This is a genomic window from Bacillus sp. FSL K6-2865, from assembly GCF_040311405.1.
Classification (GTDB): Bacteria; Bacillota; Bacilli; order Bacillales; family Bacillaceae; genus Bacillus; species Bacillus velezensis.
In genome coordinates this window covers 3,943,348-3,960,333 of the sequence record NZ_CP152036.1, presented here as the reverse complement: position 1 = coordinate 3,960,333, position 16,986 = coordinate 3,943,348, and the positions used below count along the sequence as shown (strand labels likewise).

At 44.8% G+C, this 16,986-nt stretch carries 13 protein-coding genes and 1 pseudogene; 13 read left to right on the top strand and 1 reads right to left on the bottom strand.

Annotation, left to right across the window (positions count from 1 at the left end):
• The first annotated feature begins 26 nt into the window (after nt 1-26).
• The 11 genes and pseudogenes from NYE42_RS19535 (at nt 27) to NYE42_RS19485 (ending at nt 13,738) form a co-directional block, all read left to right on the top strand.
• Nucleotides 27-7,064 carry a DNRLRE domain-containing protein gene (locus tag NYE42_RS19535; protein WP_352426663.1) on the top strand — a complete coding sequence of 2,346 codons (7,038 nt, stop codon included), beginning with the start codon at nt 27-29 and terminating at the stop codon, nt 7,062-7,064.
• A gap of 5 nt (nt 7,065-7,069) precedes the next feature.
• Nucleotides 7,070-7,762: a hypothetical protein gene (locus NYE42_RS19530; RefSeq protein WP_052941795.1), complete on the top strand. Its 693-nt coding sequence runs from the start codon at nt 7,070-7,072 to the stop codon at nt 7,760-7,762.
• A gap of 103 nt (nt 7,763-7,865) precedes the next feature.
• On the top strand, nt 7,866-8,540 hold the full coding sequence (locus tag NYE42_RS19525) for a hypothetical protein (protein WP_047476019.1): 675 nt from the start codon (nt 7,866-7,868) through the stop codon (nt 8,538-8,540).
• 102 nt (nt 8,541-8,642) lie between these two features.
• On the top strand, nt 8,643-9,395 hold the full coding sequence (locus tag NYE42_RS19520; protein WP_352426662.1) for a hypothetical protein: 753 nt from the start codon (nt 8,643-8,645) through the stop codon (nt 9,393-9,395).
• A gap of 74 nt (nt 9,396-9,469) precedes the next feature.
• Entirely contained in the window at nt 9,470-9,919 is a 450-nt protein-coding gene (locus NYE42_RS19515) for a hypothetical protein (protein ID WP_057080330.1), read from the top strand.
• Nucleotides 9,920-10,270: 351 nt separating this feature from the next.
• Nucleotides 10,271-10,558: pseudogene (locus tag NYE42_RS19510) on the top strand (hypothetical protein); the annotation flags it as partial.
• Between the two features lie 135 nt (nt 10,559-10,693).
• A complete protein-coding gene (locus tag NYE42_RS19505; RefSeq protein WP_352426661.1) occupies nt 10,694-11,155 on the top strand; it encodes a DUF2716 domain-containing protein in 462 nt (153 codons plus the stop codon).
• A 49-nt stretch (nt 11,156-11,204) separates the two neighbouring features.
• Nucleotides 11,205-11,570, top strand: a complete 366-nt coding sequence (locus tag NYE42_RS19500) for an SMI1/KNR4 family protein (protein ID WP_352426660.1) — start codon at nt 11,205-11,207, stop codon at nt 11,568-11,570.
• Nucleotides 11,557-11,889 carry a hypothetical protein gene (locus tag NYE42_RS19495; RefSeq protein WP_241457767.1) on the top strand — a complete coding sequence of 111 codons (333 nt, stop codon included), beginning with the start codon at nt 11,557-11,559 and terminating at the stop codon, nt 11,887-11,889. The genes NYE42_RS19500 and NYE42_RS19495 overlap by 14 nt, the downstream gene beginning before the upstream one ends.
• On the top strand, nt 11,870-12,244 hold the full coding sequence (locus NYE42_RS19490) for a hypothetical protein (RefSeq protein ID WP_007614747.1): 375 nt from the start codon (nt 11,870-11,872) through the stop codon (nt 12,242-12,244). The genes NYE42_RS19495 and NYE42_RS19490 overlap by 20 nt, the downstream gene beginning before the upstream one ends.
• A 54-nt stretch (nt 12,245-12,298) precedes the next feature.
• Nucleotides 12,299-13,738, top strand: coding sequence for a DEAD/DEAH box helicase (locus NYE42_RS19485; RefSeq protein ID WP_225045668.1), 1,440 nt, complete (start codon nt 12,299-12,301; stop codon nt 13,736-13,738).
• Nucleotides 13,739-13,768: 30 nt separating this feature from the next.
• Here NYE42_RS19485 and NYE42_RS19480 read toward each other — a convergent pair whose 3' ends face one another.
• Nucleotides 13,769-15,019, bottom strand: a complete 1,251-nt coding sequence (locus tag NYE42_RS19480) for an MFS transporter (RefSeq protein WP_352426659.1) — start codon at nt 15,017-15,019, stop codon at nt 13,769-13,771.
• 171 nt (nt 15,020-15,190) lie between these two features.
• Between NYE42_RS19480 and licT the strand changes: the two genes are divergently transcribed.
• Together licT and NYE42_RS19470 are read left to right on the top strand one after the other, a co-directional pair.
• On the top strand, nt 15,191-16,018 hold the full coding sequence (gene licT / locus NYE42_RS19475) for a BglG family transcription antiterminator LicT (protein ID WP_025285501.1): 828 nt from the start codon (nt 15,191-15,193) through the stop codon (nt 16,016-16,018).
• Nucleotides 16,019-16,253: 235 nt separating this feature from the next.
• On the top strand, nt 16,254-16,985 hold the full coding sequence (locus NYE42_RS19470) for a glycoside hydrolase family 16 protein (RefSeq protein WP_007407782.1): 732 nt from the start codon (nt 16,254-16,256) through the stop codon (nt 16,983-16,985).
• Nucleotide 16,986 lies beyond the last annotated feature (1 nt).

Sequence of the window (16,986 nt, the reverse complement as noted above, 5' to 3'; positions counted from 1 at the left end):
ATATTACAAAAGAAGGAGGAGAACCTATGAAAATAGGAAAAAAGAACAAGTGGAAAAAATGGCTGGCCGGCACTCTTGCGGCAACGCTGATAATTTCCATTGCGCCTGCCGATGTGTTTGCGGCAGAAACGCGTGAAAAACAAGATCAAGCGAAAACCGCCGACATTCCGGCAGCAGACCCGGAAAAAGATCTTCCGGCGGAAAAAGCATCTGAGCAGATGCCGTTTGATCAAAAAGATATCAATCAAGACGGTGAGATCACGTCTGAAAGAACTGAGAATTCAAAGCTTTACTATGAAGGCGAGGGTGTGTACAAACAGGAAATCTACACAGACCCCATTCATACGAAAGAAACCGCCAATGCGGACTGGGAAGACGTTTCCCCTGAATTGAAAACCGGATCAAAGGAAGTCGGGACGGAAAATACAGTGCTGAACTCCGATTTTCTGAAGCAAATGAAAAACGGATTATACGCTACATTTGAACATGATGATCATAAGCTCACATACTCATTAACCGGCGCAAAAGGCCCCGATCAGGCTGCAATCACTCCGACAGATGCCTCAGCAAAAGTCAAGGAAGACAGCAACGAGCTTACGTATCAGCAAGTGTTTCCTGCTATTGATTTACAAACCTACACATTTAACGAAAACATAAAAGAAGACCTTGTGCTTCACAAATATGAAGGCTACAATTCCTTCACCTTTCAAATCAAAACCGACCTTCAGGCTAAAGAACAGGAAGACGGCTCTATCGCGTTTTCTGATGATAAAGACAATGTCGTCTACACCGTGCCGAAGCCCTTTATGACCGACTCAGATCTCGACGAAAAGTCAGGTGAAGTCAGCAGGTCAGAAGATGTCAGCTTCAAGCTTGAAAAAAACAGTGAAGGCTACTTGCTCCATGTAACGGCCGATGAAAAATGGCTGAAAGATCCCAAACGGGTTTATCCGGTATCTATTGACCCTTCAACATCAGTATCTGTGTCATCCGATACCTTTGTCATGAGCGCGTACCCGACGACAAACTACTCTGCCGCATCGCAGAAATGGGATGCCGGATTGAAAGCGTACGTGCTGAAAACTGGATATTATGACGGCACAACCGGAACGAACTACGCTTTTATGAAGTTTGATAATCTAAAGCCGATCAAAAACATGACGGTGACGAAAGCGACGCTCAAAGCGTACACAGCCCACTCCTATTACGGATCAAAAGCGACGGGGCTTTGGCTCGACACCGTTAACAGCAATTACGACAATGCCAAGATTACGTGGAAGAACAAGCCGGGCTCCAAAAACATCGGCAAAGCCGAGGTCTATAAAGGCCAATGGGCAAGCTTCGATGTCACCTCCGCAGTCAAGTCGTGGAACAGCGGCGGCGCCAATTACGGCTTTAAGCTTCACGCAAACGGCAACGGAAAAGAATATTGGAAGAAGCTGATGTCATCAGCAAATTCCGATAAAAAACCATACATTGAAGTGACATACACAATTCCGAAGGCGGACACGCCGTCTGTCAAAGCGTATCATAACGGAGATTCGACAGGATTTTTCAATATCAGCTGGAAAAAAGCTGAAGGCGCCAAAAGCTATAAAGTCTGGCTTTATAACGGGAAAGAATATCAGGCCATTCCGGTCGGCAATGCAACCTCTTGGAGCACAAAAGGAAAAAACATCTGGCCGACAAAAGCGGAAATCGACTCCGGCAAATATAAGCTGCATACAGACGGAAAAGGCGGAAGTGAATTAGCGCTTAATCCTTCGCCGGTCTATAAAAACGCCGGCGGCAGCTATCCGGCAAGTAAAAATTACTGGGTCGCGGTCAGCGCGGTGTTTGACCAGGGAGAAGGCGCCATGTCTGCGGCCGCCAAGCCCGTCATTCCGAATATCGGAAGAGTTCAGAAACCAAGCACGAAAGGCTTTAATAACAACAACGCCACAGGCTGGTTTGATCTTTCCTGGAAAGCCGTATCAGGCGCAGCCGGGTATAAAATGCAAGTCTTTAACGGCAAAGGCTTTGAAACGCTTGACCTCGGAAATAAAACATCCTGGTCCACAAAAGATCAAAACATCTGGCCGACAAAGGCGGAAATCAGCGCCGGAAAATATGCGCTTCACCTGAAAGACAAAAAAGGCGCGGAATTGCCGATTAACCCGGGCCCCGTTTATAAAAACGCCGGCGGAGATGCAAATCGGAAAACTTACGGATTTAAAGTTATCGCCTATAACAAAGACGGAGAAGCGATCGCCTCACCGGAAGCGAGTCCGGCGCTGCCTGATATCGCAAAGCCGAAAAACCTGACAGGCTATGTCTATACGAACACGAAATCGAGCCAAACGGGTTATGTCAATCTCATATGGGATAAGGTCAAAAACGCCAAAGGCTACAAAATCAACATCTACAACGGAAAAGACTATCAATCATTCGATGTCGGGGATACCGATCATTGGACGACCCAAAACAAACACATCTGGCCTTCAGCCGATGAAGTGAAAGCGGGAAGATTCCAGCTTCACACGGACGGAAAGGGCGGCGAACTGGCGCTTGACCCTTCACCTGTTTACGAAAACGCAAACGGCAATTACAAAGGGAAGAAGAACTATTCCTTCACGCTGACCGCCTATGACGCAAACGGTGACAGCATACCGACGGCACCTTTTAACCCTGTTTTCCACGAAGGGGCGGAATTCCTCGGAACGGAAGAATTCTGGTCTATTATCGACATTCCGGACGGACAGCTGAACGGCGCGACGGGAAATGTCATCGTCAATGAGGAAGATATGTCAATCGACGGACGCGGGCCGGGGCTCGGGCTCTCCCGGACATTCAACAGCCTTGACAGCTCTGACCATATGTTCGGCCAAGGCTGGTATGCCGATGCGGAAACGTCGATCCTTTCTGAAGACGGCAGAGCCGTTTATATTGATGAGGACGCGACAACACATGTCTTCACGAAAAAATCTGACGGCACGTATCAGCCGCCGACGGGCGTTTATCTCGAACTGACGGAAACAAGCGATCAATTTGTATTAAAAACAAAAGATCAGACGAACGCTTATTTCAGCAAAAAAGGCGGCAAGCTCCAAAAAATCGTCGACGGACACAACAACACAACCGTATACGAATATAACGACAGCAATCAGCTGACCGCCATAACAGACGCATCAGGGCGCAAGCTGACATTTACCTATGATGAAAACGGCCATGTCACATCTCTTACAGGGCCGAAAAACAAAAAGATTTCATATTCATATGACAAAGACCTTCTCAAAAAGGTGACGGATACTGACGGCAGCGTCACAAGCTACGACTATGATGCCGAAGGGCGCCTCGTCAAGCAGTATTCCGCAAACAGCACGGATGACAAACCGCTGTTCACTGAATACCAATACAGCGGCCACCGTTTGACCAAAGCCGTCAATGCGAAAAAAGAAACGTACGACTACAGCTATGACGCGGACAAAAAAACGCTGCTCATGACGCAGCCGAACGGCCGCAAAGTGCAGTACGGCTATAATGAGGCGGGCAATCCGATTCAGCTGATTGATGATGCCGAAGGGCTGAAAATCACGACCAACACTGTATACGAAGGCAACAACGTCATTCAGGACACCGATCCGAACGACGCGGATGCGGGCAAAGCGACAGAAAGCTATCAATATGATAAAGACGGCAACGTCACAGCCGTAAAAGACAACTACGGCACCGAAACGTATCAGTACAACAAAAACAATGACGTAACGAAAATGAAGGATACCGAGGGGAACATCACTGATATTGCGTACGACGGACTTGATGCCGTTTCTGAGACGGATCAAAGCGGAAAATCCTCATCCGCCGCCGTGTATGACAAGTACGGAAATCTCATTCAATCAAGCAAAGAGCTGGCAGCTTCGGCGAGCCTGCTGAAAGACGGCAGCTTTGAAGGAACAAAGCTGGGCTGGAATCTCACCGCTACGAGAGACAGCGGAAGCATCGCGTCTGTCAAAGGAAGAAGCGGCGCGCTGTCCGGACAAAAAGCATTGGAGATCTCGTCACAATCCGCTTCAGCCGGAACAGAGCACGGCCATGCGTCCGCAACGCAGGAAGTGCAGCTAGAGCCGAATACAACGTATACACTCAGCGGCCAGATCAAAACGGATCTGACAAAGGCAAGAGCGTATTTCAACATTGATCTGCGTGACAAAGACCAAAAACGCATTCAATGGATTCACAATGAATCAGGCGCATTAGCCGGAAAGAATGACTGGACGAAACGGCAGATCACCTTTACAACACCGGCCAATGCAGGAAAAGCCATCGTCTATATGGAAGTGGATCATAACGACAAGGACGGCAAAGGAAAAGCGTGGTTTGATCAGGTTCAGCTGGAAAAAGGCGAAGTCTCTTCAAGCTATAACCCGGTGCAAAACAGCAGTTTCACGGCCAAAACAGATGGCTGGAGCACAAGCGGAGCCGCCGCTGACCTTGATGAAGGCTTCGATGATGACAGCTCATTAAAAGCGTCCCGCACAAATGCATCACAAGCCAATGCGGCCGCAAAACAAACCGTTACGCTAGGCCAAAGCGCGGACGATAAGCCGGTATATATCACGCTGACGGGGATGTCCAAGGCTGACGGCGTAAAATTAACGAACGACAATGATTACGCTCTTCAGGCTGACGTCACTTATGCGGACGGCACGACGGGCGTATACACCGCCAAATTCCCGCAGGGGACACAGGAATGGAACCGGGCGGCGGCAGTCATTCCGAAAACAAAGCCGATCAATAAAATCGAACTCAGCATTCTGTTCCAAAAAAGCGCCACAGGAACGGCGTGGTTTGATGATATCCGTTTAATCGAAGGAAGCATCCTGACGAAAAACACCTATGACGAAAAAGGAAACTACGTCACAAAAGAAGAAGACGAACTAGGGTATGCAAGCACTGCTTCATATGATGAGACTGGAAAGAAAATGTCTGAAACCGACGCGAAAGGCGAAACAACCGCCTACGAATACGATCAGGCCGACCAGCTGACAAAGCTGACCTTGTCAAACGGCACATCCATCCTTCACAGCTATGACAAGGAAGGAAATGAGCTGACAAAAACGATTCGGGCAGGCGCGGACCAGACCTATCAATATGAATATGATGTCATGGGCAAGCTCGTCAAAACAACCGACCCGCTCGGCAATGTACTGAAGAGTGAATATGACGCCAACAGCAACTTGACGAAAACCGTTTCCGCCAACGGCAATGAAGTGTCGCTGACCTATGACGGCACCGACCGGGTTAAGTCAAAAGCGTATAACGGCACTGAAAAATACAACTTTACCTATGACAAAAACGGCAATGAAACGTCGGTCACGAACAAAGAACAAAATACAACGAAAAAACGCACCTTTGACAACAAAAACCGCCTGACCGAATTAACCGACCGCGGCGGCAGCCAAAGCTGGACGTATCCGGCTGATTCGGATAAGCTGAAAACTTTCTCATGGAGCCACGGCGGCCAAAAAGGAACAAACAGCTTTACGTACAACAAACTTGATCAAATGATTGAAATGAAAGACGGCACTTCAGCCTATACATTTGATTATGATGAAAACGGCAATGTCCAGACATTCATCAGCGGAAATGAAGTCGGCACGAGCTTCTCATATGATGAGCGGAATCTTGTCAGCTCTCTTCATATCGGAGCGAAAAACGGCGGCAGCATCTTCCGGGAAAGCTATGAATACGACGCCAACGGCAACCGCACGGTCATCGACAGCTCAGCGGGCGGAAAGGTGCAGTACGAATACGGCAAGCTCAACCAGCTCGTCAAAGAAACTCATGAAGACGGCACTTTCATTCAATATACGTACGACGGCTTCGGCAACCGGACAAATGTTACTACCACAAAGGACGGCGCAAGCAAATCAGTCAACGCATCCTTCAACATCATGAACCAGCTGACGAAGGTGAATGACGAAGACCTGTCCTACGATAAAAACGGCAACCGCACATCCGACGGCAAATACACATATACGTGGGACGCGGAAGACAACCTGACCGCCGTCACGAAAAAAGGCGAAGACAAGCCGTTCGCAACATACAAATACGATGAAAAAGGAAACAGAATCCAAAAAACCGTCAACGGAAACGTCACAAACTACTTCTACGACGGAGACAGCTTGAATGTCCTGTATGAAACAGACGCAGACAACAACGTCACTAAATCATACACGTACGGTGACAGCGGCCAGCTGTTATCCTATACAGAGAACGGCAAGAAATATTTCTATCACTACAACGCACACGGCGACGTCATCGCCATCACAGACAGCACCGGAAAAACCGTTGCCAAATATCAATACGATGCATGGGGAAATCCGACAAAAACCGAAGCGAGCGACGAAGTAAAAGACAACCGCTACCGCTACGCAGGCTACCAGTACGATGAAGAAACCGGTCTATACTATCTCATGGCCCGCTACTACGAGCCAAGAAACGGCGTATTCTTATCACTAGACCCAGACCCGGGAAGTGACGGCGATTCTTTAGATCAGAATGGATATGCATACGGAAACAACAACCCAGTCATGAACGTCGATCCGGATGGGCATTGGGTGTGGCTTGTAGTAAATGCCGGATTTGCAGCCTATGATGGATATAAGGCCTATAAATCAGGTAAAGGATGGAGAGGTGCAGCCTGGGCAGCGGCTTCGAACTTTGGGCCTGGGAAAGTGTTTAAAGGTGCTAAGAAGGCTTTGGGATTTGCGAAGGCCGCCAAGAAGTATTTAAAACCTGGTAAATACGCTAGAAGGTCAATTCCTGCAAGAAGTACAAGTAGCAGGTTAAATAAAAAGGAAAGAAGAGTATTAAACAAAATTGGGAATAAATATGGCTGTCATACTTGTGGTAGAAGGCACCCTGGAACTAAAAGCAGAAATTGGATTGCGGATCACCAACCAGTATCAAAATTAAGGAAGAAAGGCCAGCGACAAAGGCTATATCCTCATTGTCAAACTTGTTCACGAAAACAAGGAGGATATACTAGTGCTATTCTGAGAAAAAGACATCAACGGAGGTGAGGATGTTGGGTGGAAAAAAAGAAGCCATTCTCGCATTGCTTAACGATTCATTCAATAAGGAAGAGTTTCCGTTTCTTGATAATGAGAATTTTGACTTCGCAAAAGGGAAGCTTTCGATTTTTATTGAAAGAGATAACTGGCTTTTAACGTTCCAGCTGTTTGGATTGTCGAGATTGGGACCAGCTATTGATTTTTATGCGGTGGGTAATCAATTAACAAATAATGAAGTAAGTTTTTTAGATGATGAACCGTTTTTATTTGCAGATGAAAAAGGAAATTTGCTGGAATTGGAAGATATAGAATCGGGTTTTACAAGTAAACAAATCAATGTGTCTCTTAGAGAGAAAACATTTCAATTTTTTATTGAGCAGGAAATAAAAGATAAGATTTCCCCAAAGAATGAATGGATTACATGTTTGAGGCATATGACCAAAAATAGATTATTTCTTGACACACTTTGGCTGACGAAACAAGAACAACTGGAAATAGCGGGTCTCTCTTCGGAGTATGAACAATTGTATTCAACAGAATTATGGATGCATCCAGAAGGAGAAAAAGATTTGCCTAGTTTGTCTCCTTTCTTTCAATCAATTGCCGAAGCAATTTCCCGTCAAGAGATAGCATATATTCAAAAACATGATGATGGTAACACAGAGTGGCCAAAATGGGCACACACAGATTCTGTTCAATACTTTTGAAGATATTATAGACATGCAGTAATTGGAAATAATCCGTTATATATTAAATAAATTATTATGTGGAAGATAAAATATAAAAATAATTTAATAAGGAGAATGAATTTTGATTAAAAGTAAAGAAATTCTTAGCCTATTAGATGATGAATTTAGTGAATTAAACCGACCAATTTTTGAATGGCGTGAATCTAATTATGTTGGGAGTAAATGTACCTTATTAAGATTAAATGATGACAATTGGTTACTGGCAATTCATTGCTTCGAAGTAGATTCTAAAGGACCTTTTCTGGCTATTCATACCTATAGTAACTGTTTTTCAGACAACTACAAATCGATAATAATTGATGACTTCGCCTTAAAGACTGAAGCAGGTGAGAAAATAACATATAGTGAAAGTGATTTTCAACAATTAAGCGAAGTAGTGGAAATTGAAATTAAAGAGTCTCGTTATTGCGTAAATATTCACCAAAGAAATGAATTCCAAAAGAGTACAAAAGAAAGGGCTTGGAAAACTTATTTCAGGAATTTGTTTGAGGATGCTTCTTTTAGAGAGGCGCTTTGGATAAAGCCAAAAAAACTATTAAATATACTGGATCTAAAAAGCGAAGCAGAAGGAGTATTCGAAACAGAGGATTGGGAATATCCTGATTACCTAACAGATCCAAGCCAATTAATTTCTTTTCAATCATTTGCGCAATATCTTGAAAAAGGCGCAGGTTCAGTTGATGTAGGTGATGTAAATAATAACTGGAGGGAGTGGGAGGATTACGATATTGAGTAGTTGATGAAGGAAACCTTTTTAACCTCTGGGCGTACAGAATTCAGACACGATATTATTCAGGGAATGAGCGGTATGAAATAGAAAAGAAAGAAGGCCGTTCTATTGGGATATTGGGAAGAAGAATATAAAAACAAGAAAGTTTTACTTAGTGATGAAGGCTTAGATATATGTTTTGATGCTGTAGAAAAATTTTGTGAATTATATAAGAGAGAGCTGGATAGAGAACCGATATTAGAAGAATTCTTAGCAACTTTAGTTACCGTTATGAATACAAATGGAGATTCTTCTTTCACGGAGTTAGTTGATAAGCGAATAGTAGAAATAAAGGCAACGACCAGGAAAGCGAAATCAATAGCTAAAGTAATACCGGGAGCTGTTATTCAAATACCTTTGGATAAGATCGGGAAGTATACTTATGCTTGGGTTATTGAAGGTGATCTATCAAAAAATAAAGACATTCTTATTCAGTATTATAATATTTTCACTGAAAATACACTTAGCAGAGAAGAAATCATTCGTCTAATGAAAGAAGAAAATAAGAAAATATTTGCGGCTAATACTGGGCACACAGGTTTTCTGCAAGGAGATTGGAAAGTAATATCCAAGATGCCTCAAGAGATAATAGAGAAAAACAGTCATTCTCAATTAAAATTTGTTTTATATGAAGACGGTAAATATCTCATAAGTGAAGGCGATTCATTTGCATCAGAAGATGAATTAGCAGAGGCAGATGAGAAAACGGGCAAAGACATCCCTAACCCATTAGGTATATTTGGACATTCGGCTGTAGAATCTATTCTCTATAAATATTTTGAAGGAATGTCAATGGAAGAAATCATAAAGACTGAATTGTAAAAGACTGATTTCTCACATTCGCTTGTACAGATAATGACAGTAGTAAATGTTTTGAGTTCTGAACGAGGTGTAATATGAAGAAAATCAACCTGAAATCTATTACACAAAAAGAGATCTTACAAATAGAAAAACAATTTGAACGGATTGCATTAAACAAAATAAGAAACAATCAAGAAAAGTTTAGAAAAATGGGTTTGAAAATTGAAGCTGCTTTTGGAAGAGTCGGAAACGAAAAAGAAATAGGAAAAGAAGTACAGCCCTCAGATTGTTTTGAGAATACCTATAATTCACTGATATTTTTTTCTGTAGCTTATTTGAACGGCACCGACTTTCACGATAATGAAGACGGCTATTGTGTAGACCATTTAGATATATGGGTTTGTGAAAGAAGGTTGTTTTCGGGGAAAGCGGGATATCTATCAGATCTAGAAAGTGATGAAGAAATTGCAAAAGAAATTCAAAACAGGATAAATGAATTGTACTTAGAAGCGGCAGAAATGATTGAAATGTTAAATGAATCCTAGTTTATTAATGTGAAGAGAGGTTCCCGGCCTCTCTTTTTCTTACAAACAAAACCGCTTTTACACGGGAAACCGTTTGCCGAGGTAAACATGAGCAGTCCTTTAAATTTACAAAAAGAATCATTGAGGGCTATAGGGAATCTGGATGTGATTAACCCGCTGAAATACAACTCAATATATTCGTGTGATCTAGTGAGTAAAGATATTCTTTCTCATGGATTTTATAGATTTTGAAGTCCGGCTTCTTTCTAACAGCTTTATTTTAGTGGAGCCGTCCTTCTCATTTGCTGCCTGTTTATCTCACACAGAATACGGCTCTGAGCTTGTGTGTAAACCGCCGAAAAGAGGTACAAAATGCATCCCTTTTTTATAAAGAACACAAAGGAATTGGCGATTTTTCAATCCCAAATATATTCCTTATTTCATGAAAATAAAACGTTGCCCGAACAAGTATTTAAACAACAAAAACATTATTATCTATTCGAGGAATTCCACTGGGTCTTGTCTGAAGAAGGCTGGGAGATGCTCAAAAGTTTGGCGCATCATCATCACGATGAATTTATCTTAATGGCTGTTCTGGCACAACCGAATGATATGAATCGGTTTCACGTGGAATTCGGCTATTTTAACTGGTTAAAGATTACGCGAGTGACTGCGTATCAAGATACGGCTGCGGGGATTGATGAGAGCAACCGGCTTTACTTACTAAGCTGACAGGCGGCTTTTGAAAAAGGAAGAGCAGAGGTGAAACGTTTGAACTGCGGGAGGCAGAAATACATGAATTGGCATGGTTTGAGTGAAGAGGAGACAGAGTGCTTGTGGCGCAGGGTGAATCGCGCAGTGAAATGGAAACCGGGCAGTATATTTGCTTCTATAAAACCTCCAAAGCCGTTTCAGGTCTTTGATGTATCTCAAGGATTCAATGGTATCGGTTTTCTGGAAGATGCAGAGGTGCAGATACTAAAGGCACTTCAATCTTGTACCTTAAAGCAAGAGTTTATATATGCGCTGGACTGGCAGCATGAATGTTATCTATTTAATCCTCATGCGCCAATTGATAAAGATGAATTCGGTGAATGGCTGGTCTCCGTTATTCCAAACGGAGACTATTGTTTCTTTATTCATCAGGACTTCCAGTGGGGGCTGCTAGGGGATCCGCGGCAGCAAACCATTACGGTTTTTGGCTCACCGCTAATAAGGGCGATAGAAAGAAACGCTCCTGTCTTATTTCAAAAGTGAATGCCGCTTGCGAATGAATCTCATGTTTTTACGGGGGAGGAATAACAGGATGACAGAAGAAGAGTTCAGGGCTGCGGAAAAAAGCTTGAGAGCGTCTTTTCCGAAAGCGTATAAACGGCTGCTTCATAAAAAGAACCCTGCGGAGATCGGAGAGTGGATTTTTTTCCCTATCCGTGAACAAAGCCGTTTGCAGAAAACCTGGGATGATGTGATCAGGCAAAACAGTGTGTGCAGAGAAGAGAGTATGCCCGACGATTTGATCGTAATTGCCGACAACGGAACCGGGGATAAGCTGTGCTTGAAAAAGACGGACAGTGTAATGGAGGAGACTGTCTATCTGTGGGATCATGAGACTGGCGGCGTTGAGTTGTATGCCGCTTCTATAGGAGAATTTATAGAAAATGAAAAAGAATAAGTGGCTGATTCAGGAGCTTTTAGAATTCCGCCTCCTCCGGGAAGGGGAGATTTCTGCAATTGGGTTGGCATTTTCTTCCGAGTATGAACATCATCTCATTCGTGTAAGGCTCACATGCAAAGACGTTTCTTCCGTTCAAATAAAAGAAATGGAGAGTCAAACGGCTGGCTCAGGCATTGTAGCAATTGATCCTGCTGACGGCGATGATGGACAGCATTTTCTCGTGGAGGAGTGGGAGAATCAAACGTTCCGCTTTTACTGCCGTCAATATGAAGCAGCAGAGGAGAAGGAGGCACAAAATGGAATGGCACAAACATGAGAAAGCAGTTCTGCTGGGGCCTGATTCGCCGGGTTGTTTTGAATTGACGGAGTTTACGTTCTATAACGGGTATAACGAGTATTATGATAAAATCCCGGTGTTTGAGCTGAAGCTGACTGATGGACAGTATGATGCCGTGCTGCGTTTTGAGGGTGTGAGGGCTGCCCGGCTGGATGATCTTGAAAGCATCACCGACATCCATCTGGATATCAGCCCGGTCGACGGCGGCTGGGAATCAATCCGCTACTATGTCGATGACGGGGAAGGAAGCATGAGCTTTTATTGCGCCAAATGGGTCGTGCTTGACATGAAGAAAAAGCAGTCCCCCGAATGGCCCGGCAAAACGTCAGGGTAAAGCGGCGGCATTTCGCGTATAATGAGGGGAGCCGGACAGAGAAGGAGTTTAGTCATGAATGAGTTTAATGAATATGCGATCAGCCCCGAGATCCGACGGGCGCTGAATGGCTTGCAATACACCGAGCCGACTGAAGTGCAGCGGCGCGTCATCCCCGCCGCGCTGCAAAAAAAAGACCTCGTTGTCAAATCGCAGACGGGCAGCGGCAAAACCGCAGCTTTCGGCATTCCGATCTGCGAGCTTGCGGAATGGGAGGAAAACAAACCGCAGGCGCTGATTTTAACACCGACCCGCGAGCTTGCGGCGCAGATTAAAGAAGATATCACGAATATCGGCCGTTTCAAACGGATAAAAGCCACGGCGGTTTTCGGAAAAGCTTCTTTTGACAAACAGAAAACCGAACTGAAGCAAAAAAGCCACGTCGTTGCCGGAACGCCGGGGCGTGTGCTTGATCATATAGAAAAAGGGACGCTGCCGCTTGAGCGGCTGGCGTATGTGGTGATTGACGAAGCGGATGAAATGCTGAATATGGGATTTATTGAACAGGTGGAAGCCATCATTCAGCATCTGCCGAAAAACAGAGTCACCATGCTGTTTTCAGCGACGCTGCCGGATGACGTCGAGAAGCTGAGCCGCACATATATGAAAGACCCTGAATTGATTGAAGTAAAAGCGGAAGGCCTGACGACAAAAGACATTGAGCATTTTGTCACCAGAACAGAAGAAGAGGACAAAACATCTTTGCTGCGTGATGTCCTGATCACCGAAAACCCGGACAGCTGCATTATATTCTGCCGGACAAAAGAAAGGGTCATCCAGTTAACCGATGAGCTGGACAGGCTGGGCTACCCTTGCGATAAAATTCACGGCGGCATGGTGCAGGAAGACCGCTTTGACGTCATGAATGAATTCAAGCGCGGCGAGTTCCGCTATCTCATTGCGACCGACGTTGCCGCCAGAGGAATTGATATTGAAAACATCAGCCTCGTCATCAATTATGATATTCCGCTTGAAAAAGAAAGCTATGTGCACCGCACCGGCCGAACGGGGCGCGCCGGACACCGCGGACTGGCCGTTACGTTTGTGACGCCTTCTGAATCGCGGTTCCTGAATGACATTGAGACATATATCGGTTTCCGCATCCAAAAGCGGGAGGCGCCGTCCGAGAAAGAAACAGCGGAACGGAAAGCGGCTTTTGCGGAAAAACTGAACGCCCGCCCCGATGTCAAAACAGACAAAAGCGAACAGTTAAGCAAAGACATCATGAAACTGTACTTTAACGGCGGGAAAAAGAAAAAACTCAGAGCGGTCGATTTTGTCGGAACGATTGCGAAAATCGACGGCGTTTCAGCCGATGATATCGGGATTATCACGATTCTGGACAACGCATCGTACGTCGAGATTCTGAACGGCAAAGGCCCGCACGTTCTTGACATCATGAAAAATACGACGGTCAAAGGCAAAAAACTGAAAGTCCATAAAGCCAAGAAATAAAAAAAAAAGCCTGCCGCGCGCAGGCTTTTTTTACGCCGTCTCCTCGGGGACAAACGCAAGGATGCCAATCCCGATTACAAACAAAATGATCAGGCTGAACACGGCGGCTGACGAATTCCCGGTCAGCTGGGCGGTGACGGCAATCAAAAGAGGGCCGATAATCGAAGCGAACTTGCCGAAGATATTATAAAAGCCGAAAAACTCATTGGCGTTCTGTTTGGGGACAAGCTTTGCAAAGTAAGAGCGGCTCAGCGCCTGAATACCTCCTTGGGAAGTGGCGACAAGCATAGCCAAAACCCAGAAATCAAAAGCGGAATCCATAAAATAAGCATACGTGCAGACAATCATATACACGCCGATTCCGGCATAAAGCATCGTTTTTCCCTTAAACCGTTCGGCCAGCCGTCCGTACAAAATCGAAAAAGGCGCGGCGACGACCTGTGTGACAAATAAAACAATCAGCAGATTTGCCGCGCTGATGCCGAGGTCAGCCCCGTATGACGTGGACATTGTAATGATGGTGCCGACCCCGTCGATATAGAAGAAATAGGCGAGCAGAAACAAAAACAGCGCCCGGTGCTTCCTGATCTGCTTCAGCGTGCCGGCCAGCCGTTTAAAACTGCTGATTACAAGCCGCGGCTCCCTCTCGATATAATAGCGCTGGCGGACGCGGAGAAGGAGCGGGATCGAAAACAGCCCCCACCATGCCGCCGTAATCAAAAAGGCAATGCGGCCGGCAGCCTGGGCGGACAGCGGAATCACCTCCGCTTGAGCTGAAAGAATCACGGCAATGCTGAGGAGAAAAGGGATCGTACTGCCGATATAGCCCAGCCCAAACCCTCTGGCGGACACCATATTCATCCGCTCCTTTGCGGCCACATCAACGAGAAACGCATCATAAAACACATTAGACCCGGCAAAGCCGATCGTGGAAATCGTATAACAAATTAATAACAGCATCCAAGATTCGCCGGGAATCAAAGCCAGCGCGGCGGTGCCCGCCACACCGATCAGAAAAAAGAAGGCAAAAAACCGTTTCTTGCATCCTTTGTAGTCGGCAATCGTTCCTAAGACGGGGCCGAGCATCGCTAAAATAAAAGTCGCGGCGGCAATCGTATAGCCCAAATAAGCGGTAGAATCAGCCGCGCTGACACCGTATTCCGCCGCCGCGGCTTTAAAAAACAAGGGGAATACCGCCGTCATAATAATGACCGAGTAAGCTGAATTGGCCCAATCATACAGCATCCAGCTGCTTTCTTCTTTCGAAAACCGTTTCATCACACACGCTCCTTCCCAAAAACCGGTTCTCTGCATTATATGCGCCGCTGCCTCATCGTTGGACAATGATTTCTGAACGGCGTTTTCTGATTGACATGGAGATATTGACCTAGTTCAAAAAGGATGTAAAATCAAGGTGTAGCAGGTAAATGGTCAGGCGGGAGGGAGACAGAATTGAAGATTGCGAAAGTCATTAATAATAATGTCGTCAGTGTGCTCAAAGAAGGCAATCAGGAATTGGTTATCATGGGCCGGGGCATTGCTTTTCAAAAGAAAACGGGAGACCCGGTAGATGAAGCCCGCATTGAGAAAGTGTTCACGCTCGATAACAAAGATGTATCCGAAAAGTTCAAAACCCTTTTGTATGATATCCCGATCGAATGTATGGAAGTATCCGAAGAGATTATCAGCTATGCGAAATTACAGCTCGGCAAAAAGCTCAATGACAGCATCTATGTGTCGCTGACCGACCATATTAACTTTGCGATCCAGCGCAATAAGAAAGGGCTGGATATCAAAAACGCCTTACTGTGGGAAACGAAACGGCTGTACAAAGACGAATTTGCAATCGGCAAACAAGCGTTGGCCATGGTAAAAAACAAGACTGGCGTGTCTCTGCCGGAGGATGAAGCAGGCTTTATTGCGCTGCATATTGTCAATGCCGAGCTGAATGAAGAGATGCCCAATATCATCAACATTACAAAAGTCATGCAAGAGATTTTGAGTATCGTAAAATACCATTTTAAGATTGACTTCAACGAGGAATCACTTCACTATTATCGGTTTGTCACCCACTTAAAGTTTTTCGCACAGCGTCTTTTTAACGGCACACATATGGAAAGCCAGGACGATTTTTTGCTGGAGACTGTGAAAGAAAAGTACCATCGGGCGTATGAATGCACGAAGAAAATCCAAACATGCATTGAGAGGGCGTATAAGCACAAGCTCACCAGTGACGAGCTGCTGTATTTAACGATTCACATAGAAAGGGTAGTCAAATAAGCATAATGAAAGCGTTGGCATTTTTTTCTTCATTCACATATGATCTTGTTAGGATTGTTACTGATAAGCAGGCAAAACCTAAATTACAATGAGCGCTGATCATTTCTGTTTGTGCTGATGGTAATTTAGGTTTTTTTAAGATTCATTATTATCATTATTCTGACCGATGTCCCCTTTTAACAGAATCATGTATGATCGATAAAGAAATCGTTTTCAAAGAAAGGGGAATGCCGACATGTTTTATCGTATGAAACGAGTGCTGCTGCTTCTTGTCACTGGATTGTTTTTGAGTTTGTGTGCGATCACTTCTACTGCATCAGCTCAAACAGGCGGATCGTTTTTTGAACCTTTTAACAGCTATAACTCCGGATTATGGCAAAAAGCAAATGGTTATTCCAATGGAGATATGTTCAACTGCACGTGGCGTGCAAATAATGTATCAATGACGTCATCAGGTGAAATGCGTTTGGCGCTGACAAGCCCGTCTTATAACAAGTTTGACTGCGGGGAGAACCGCTCCGTTCAAACCTATGGCTATGGACTTTATGAAGTCAGAATGAAACCGGCTAAAAACACAGGGATCGTTTCATCGTTCTTCACTTATACAGGTCCAACGGATGGCACTCCTTGGGATGAGATTGATATCGAATTTTTAGGAAAAGACACGACAAAGGTTCAATTTAACTATTATACAAATGGCGCGGGAAACCATGAGAAGGTTGCGGATCTCGGATTTGACGCGGCCAATGCCTATCATACGTATGCGTTCGATTGGCAGCCAAACTCTATTAAATGGTATGTCGATGGGCAATTAAAACATACTGCGACAAGCCAAATCCCGACAAACCCGGGAAAGATCATGATGAACTTGTGGAATGGGATAGGTGTCGATGACTGGCTCGGTTCCTACAATGGTGTAAATCCGCTATACGCTCATTATGACTGGGTGCGCTATACAAAAAAATAAT

What these genes read in the sequence shown, in the direction of transcription:
- NYE42_RS19485 (WP_225045668.1), top strand. Translation starts at nt 12,299, where the DNA reads ATGAATGAGTTTAATGAATATGCGATCAGCCCCGAGATCCGACGGGCG.
- NYE42_RS19495 (WP_241457767.1), top strand. Translation starts at nt 11,557, where the DNA reads ATGAAAAAGAATAAGTGGCTGATTCAGGAGCTTTTAGAATTCCGCCTC.
- NYE42_RS19515 (WP_057080330.1), top strand. Translation starts at nt 9,470, where the DNA reads ATGAAGAAAATCAACCTGAAATCTATTACACAAAAAGAGATCTTACAA.
- NYE42_RS19470 (WP_007407782.1), top strand. Translation starts at nt 16,254, where the DNA reads ATGTTTTATCGTATGAAACGAGTGCTGCTGCTTCTTGTCACTGGATTG.
- NYE42_RS19535 (WP_352426663.1), top strand. Translation starts at nt 27, where the DNA reads ATGAAAATAGGAAAAAAGAACAAGTGGAAAAAATGGCTGGCCGGCACT.
- NYE42_RS19490 (WP_007614747.1), top strand. Translation starts at nt 11,870, where the DNA reads ATGGAATGGCACAAACATGAGAAAGCAGTTCTGCTGGGGCCTGATTCG.
- NYE42_RS19505 (WP_352426661.1), top strand. Translation starts at nt 10,694, where the DNA reads ATGAATTGGCATGGTTTGAGTGAAGAGGAGACAGAGTGCTTGTGGCGC.
- NYE42_RS19500 (WP_352426660.1), top strand. Translation starts at nt 11,205, where the DNA reads ATGACAGAAGAAGAGTTCAGGGCTGCGGAAAAAAGCTTGAGAGCGTCT.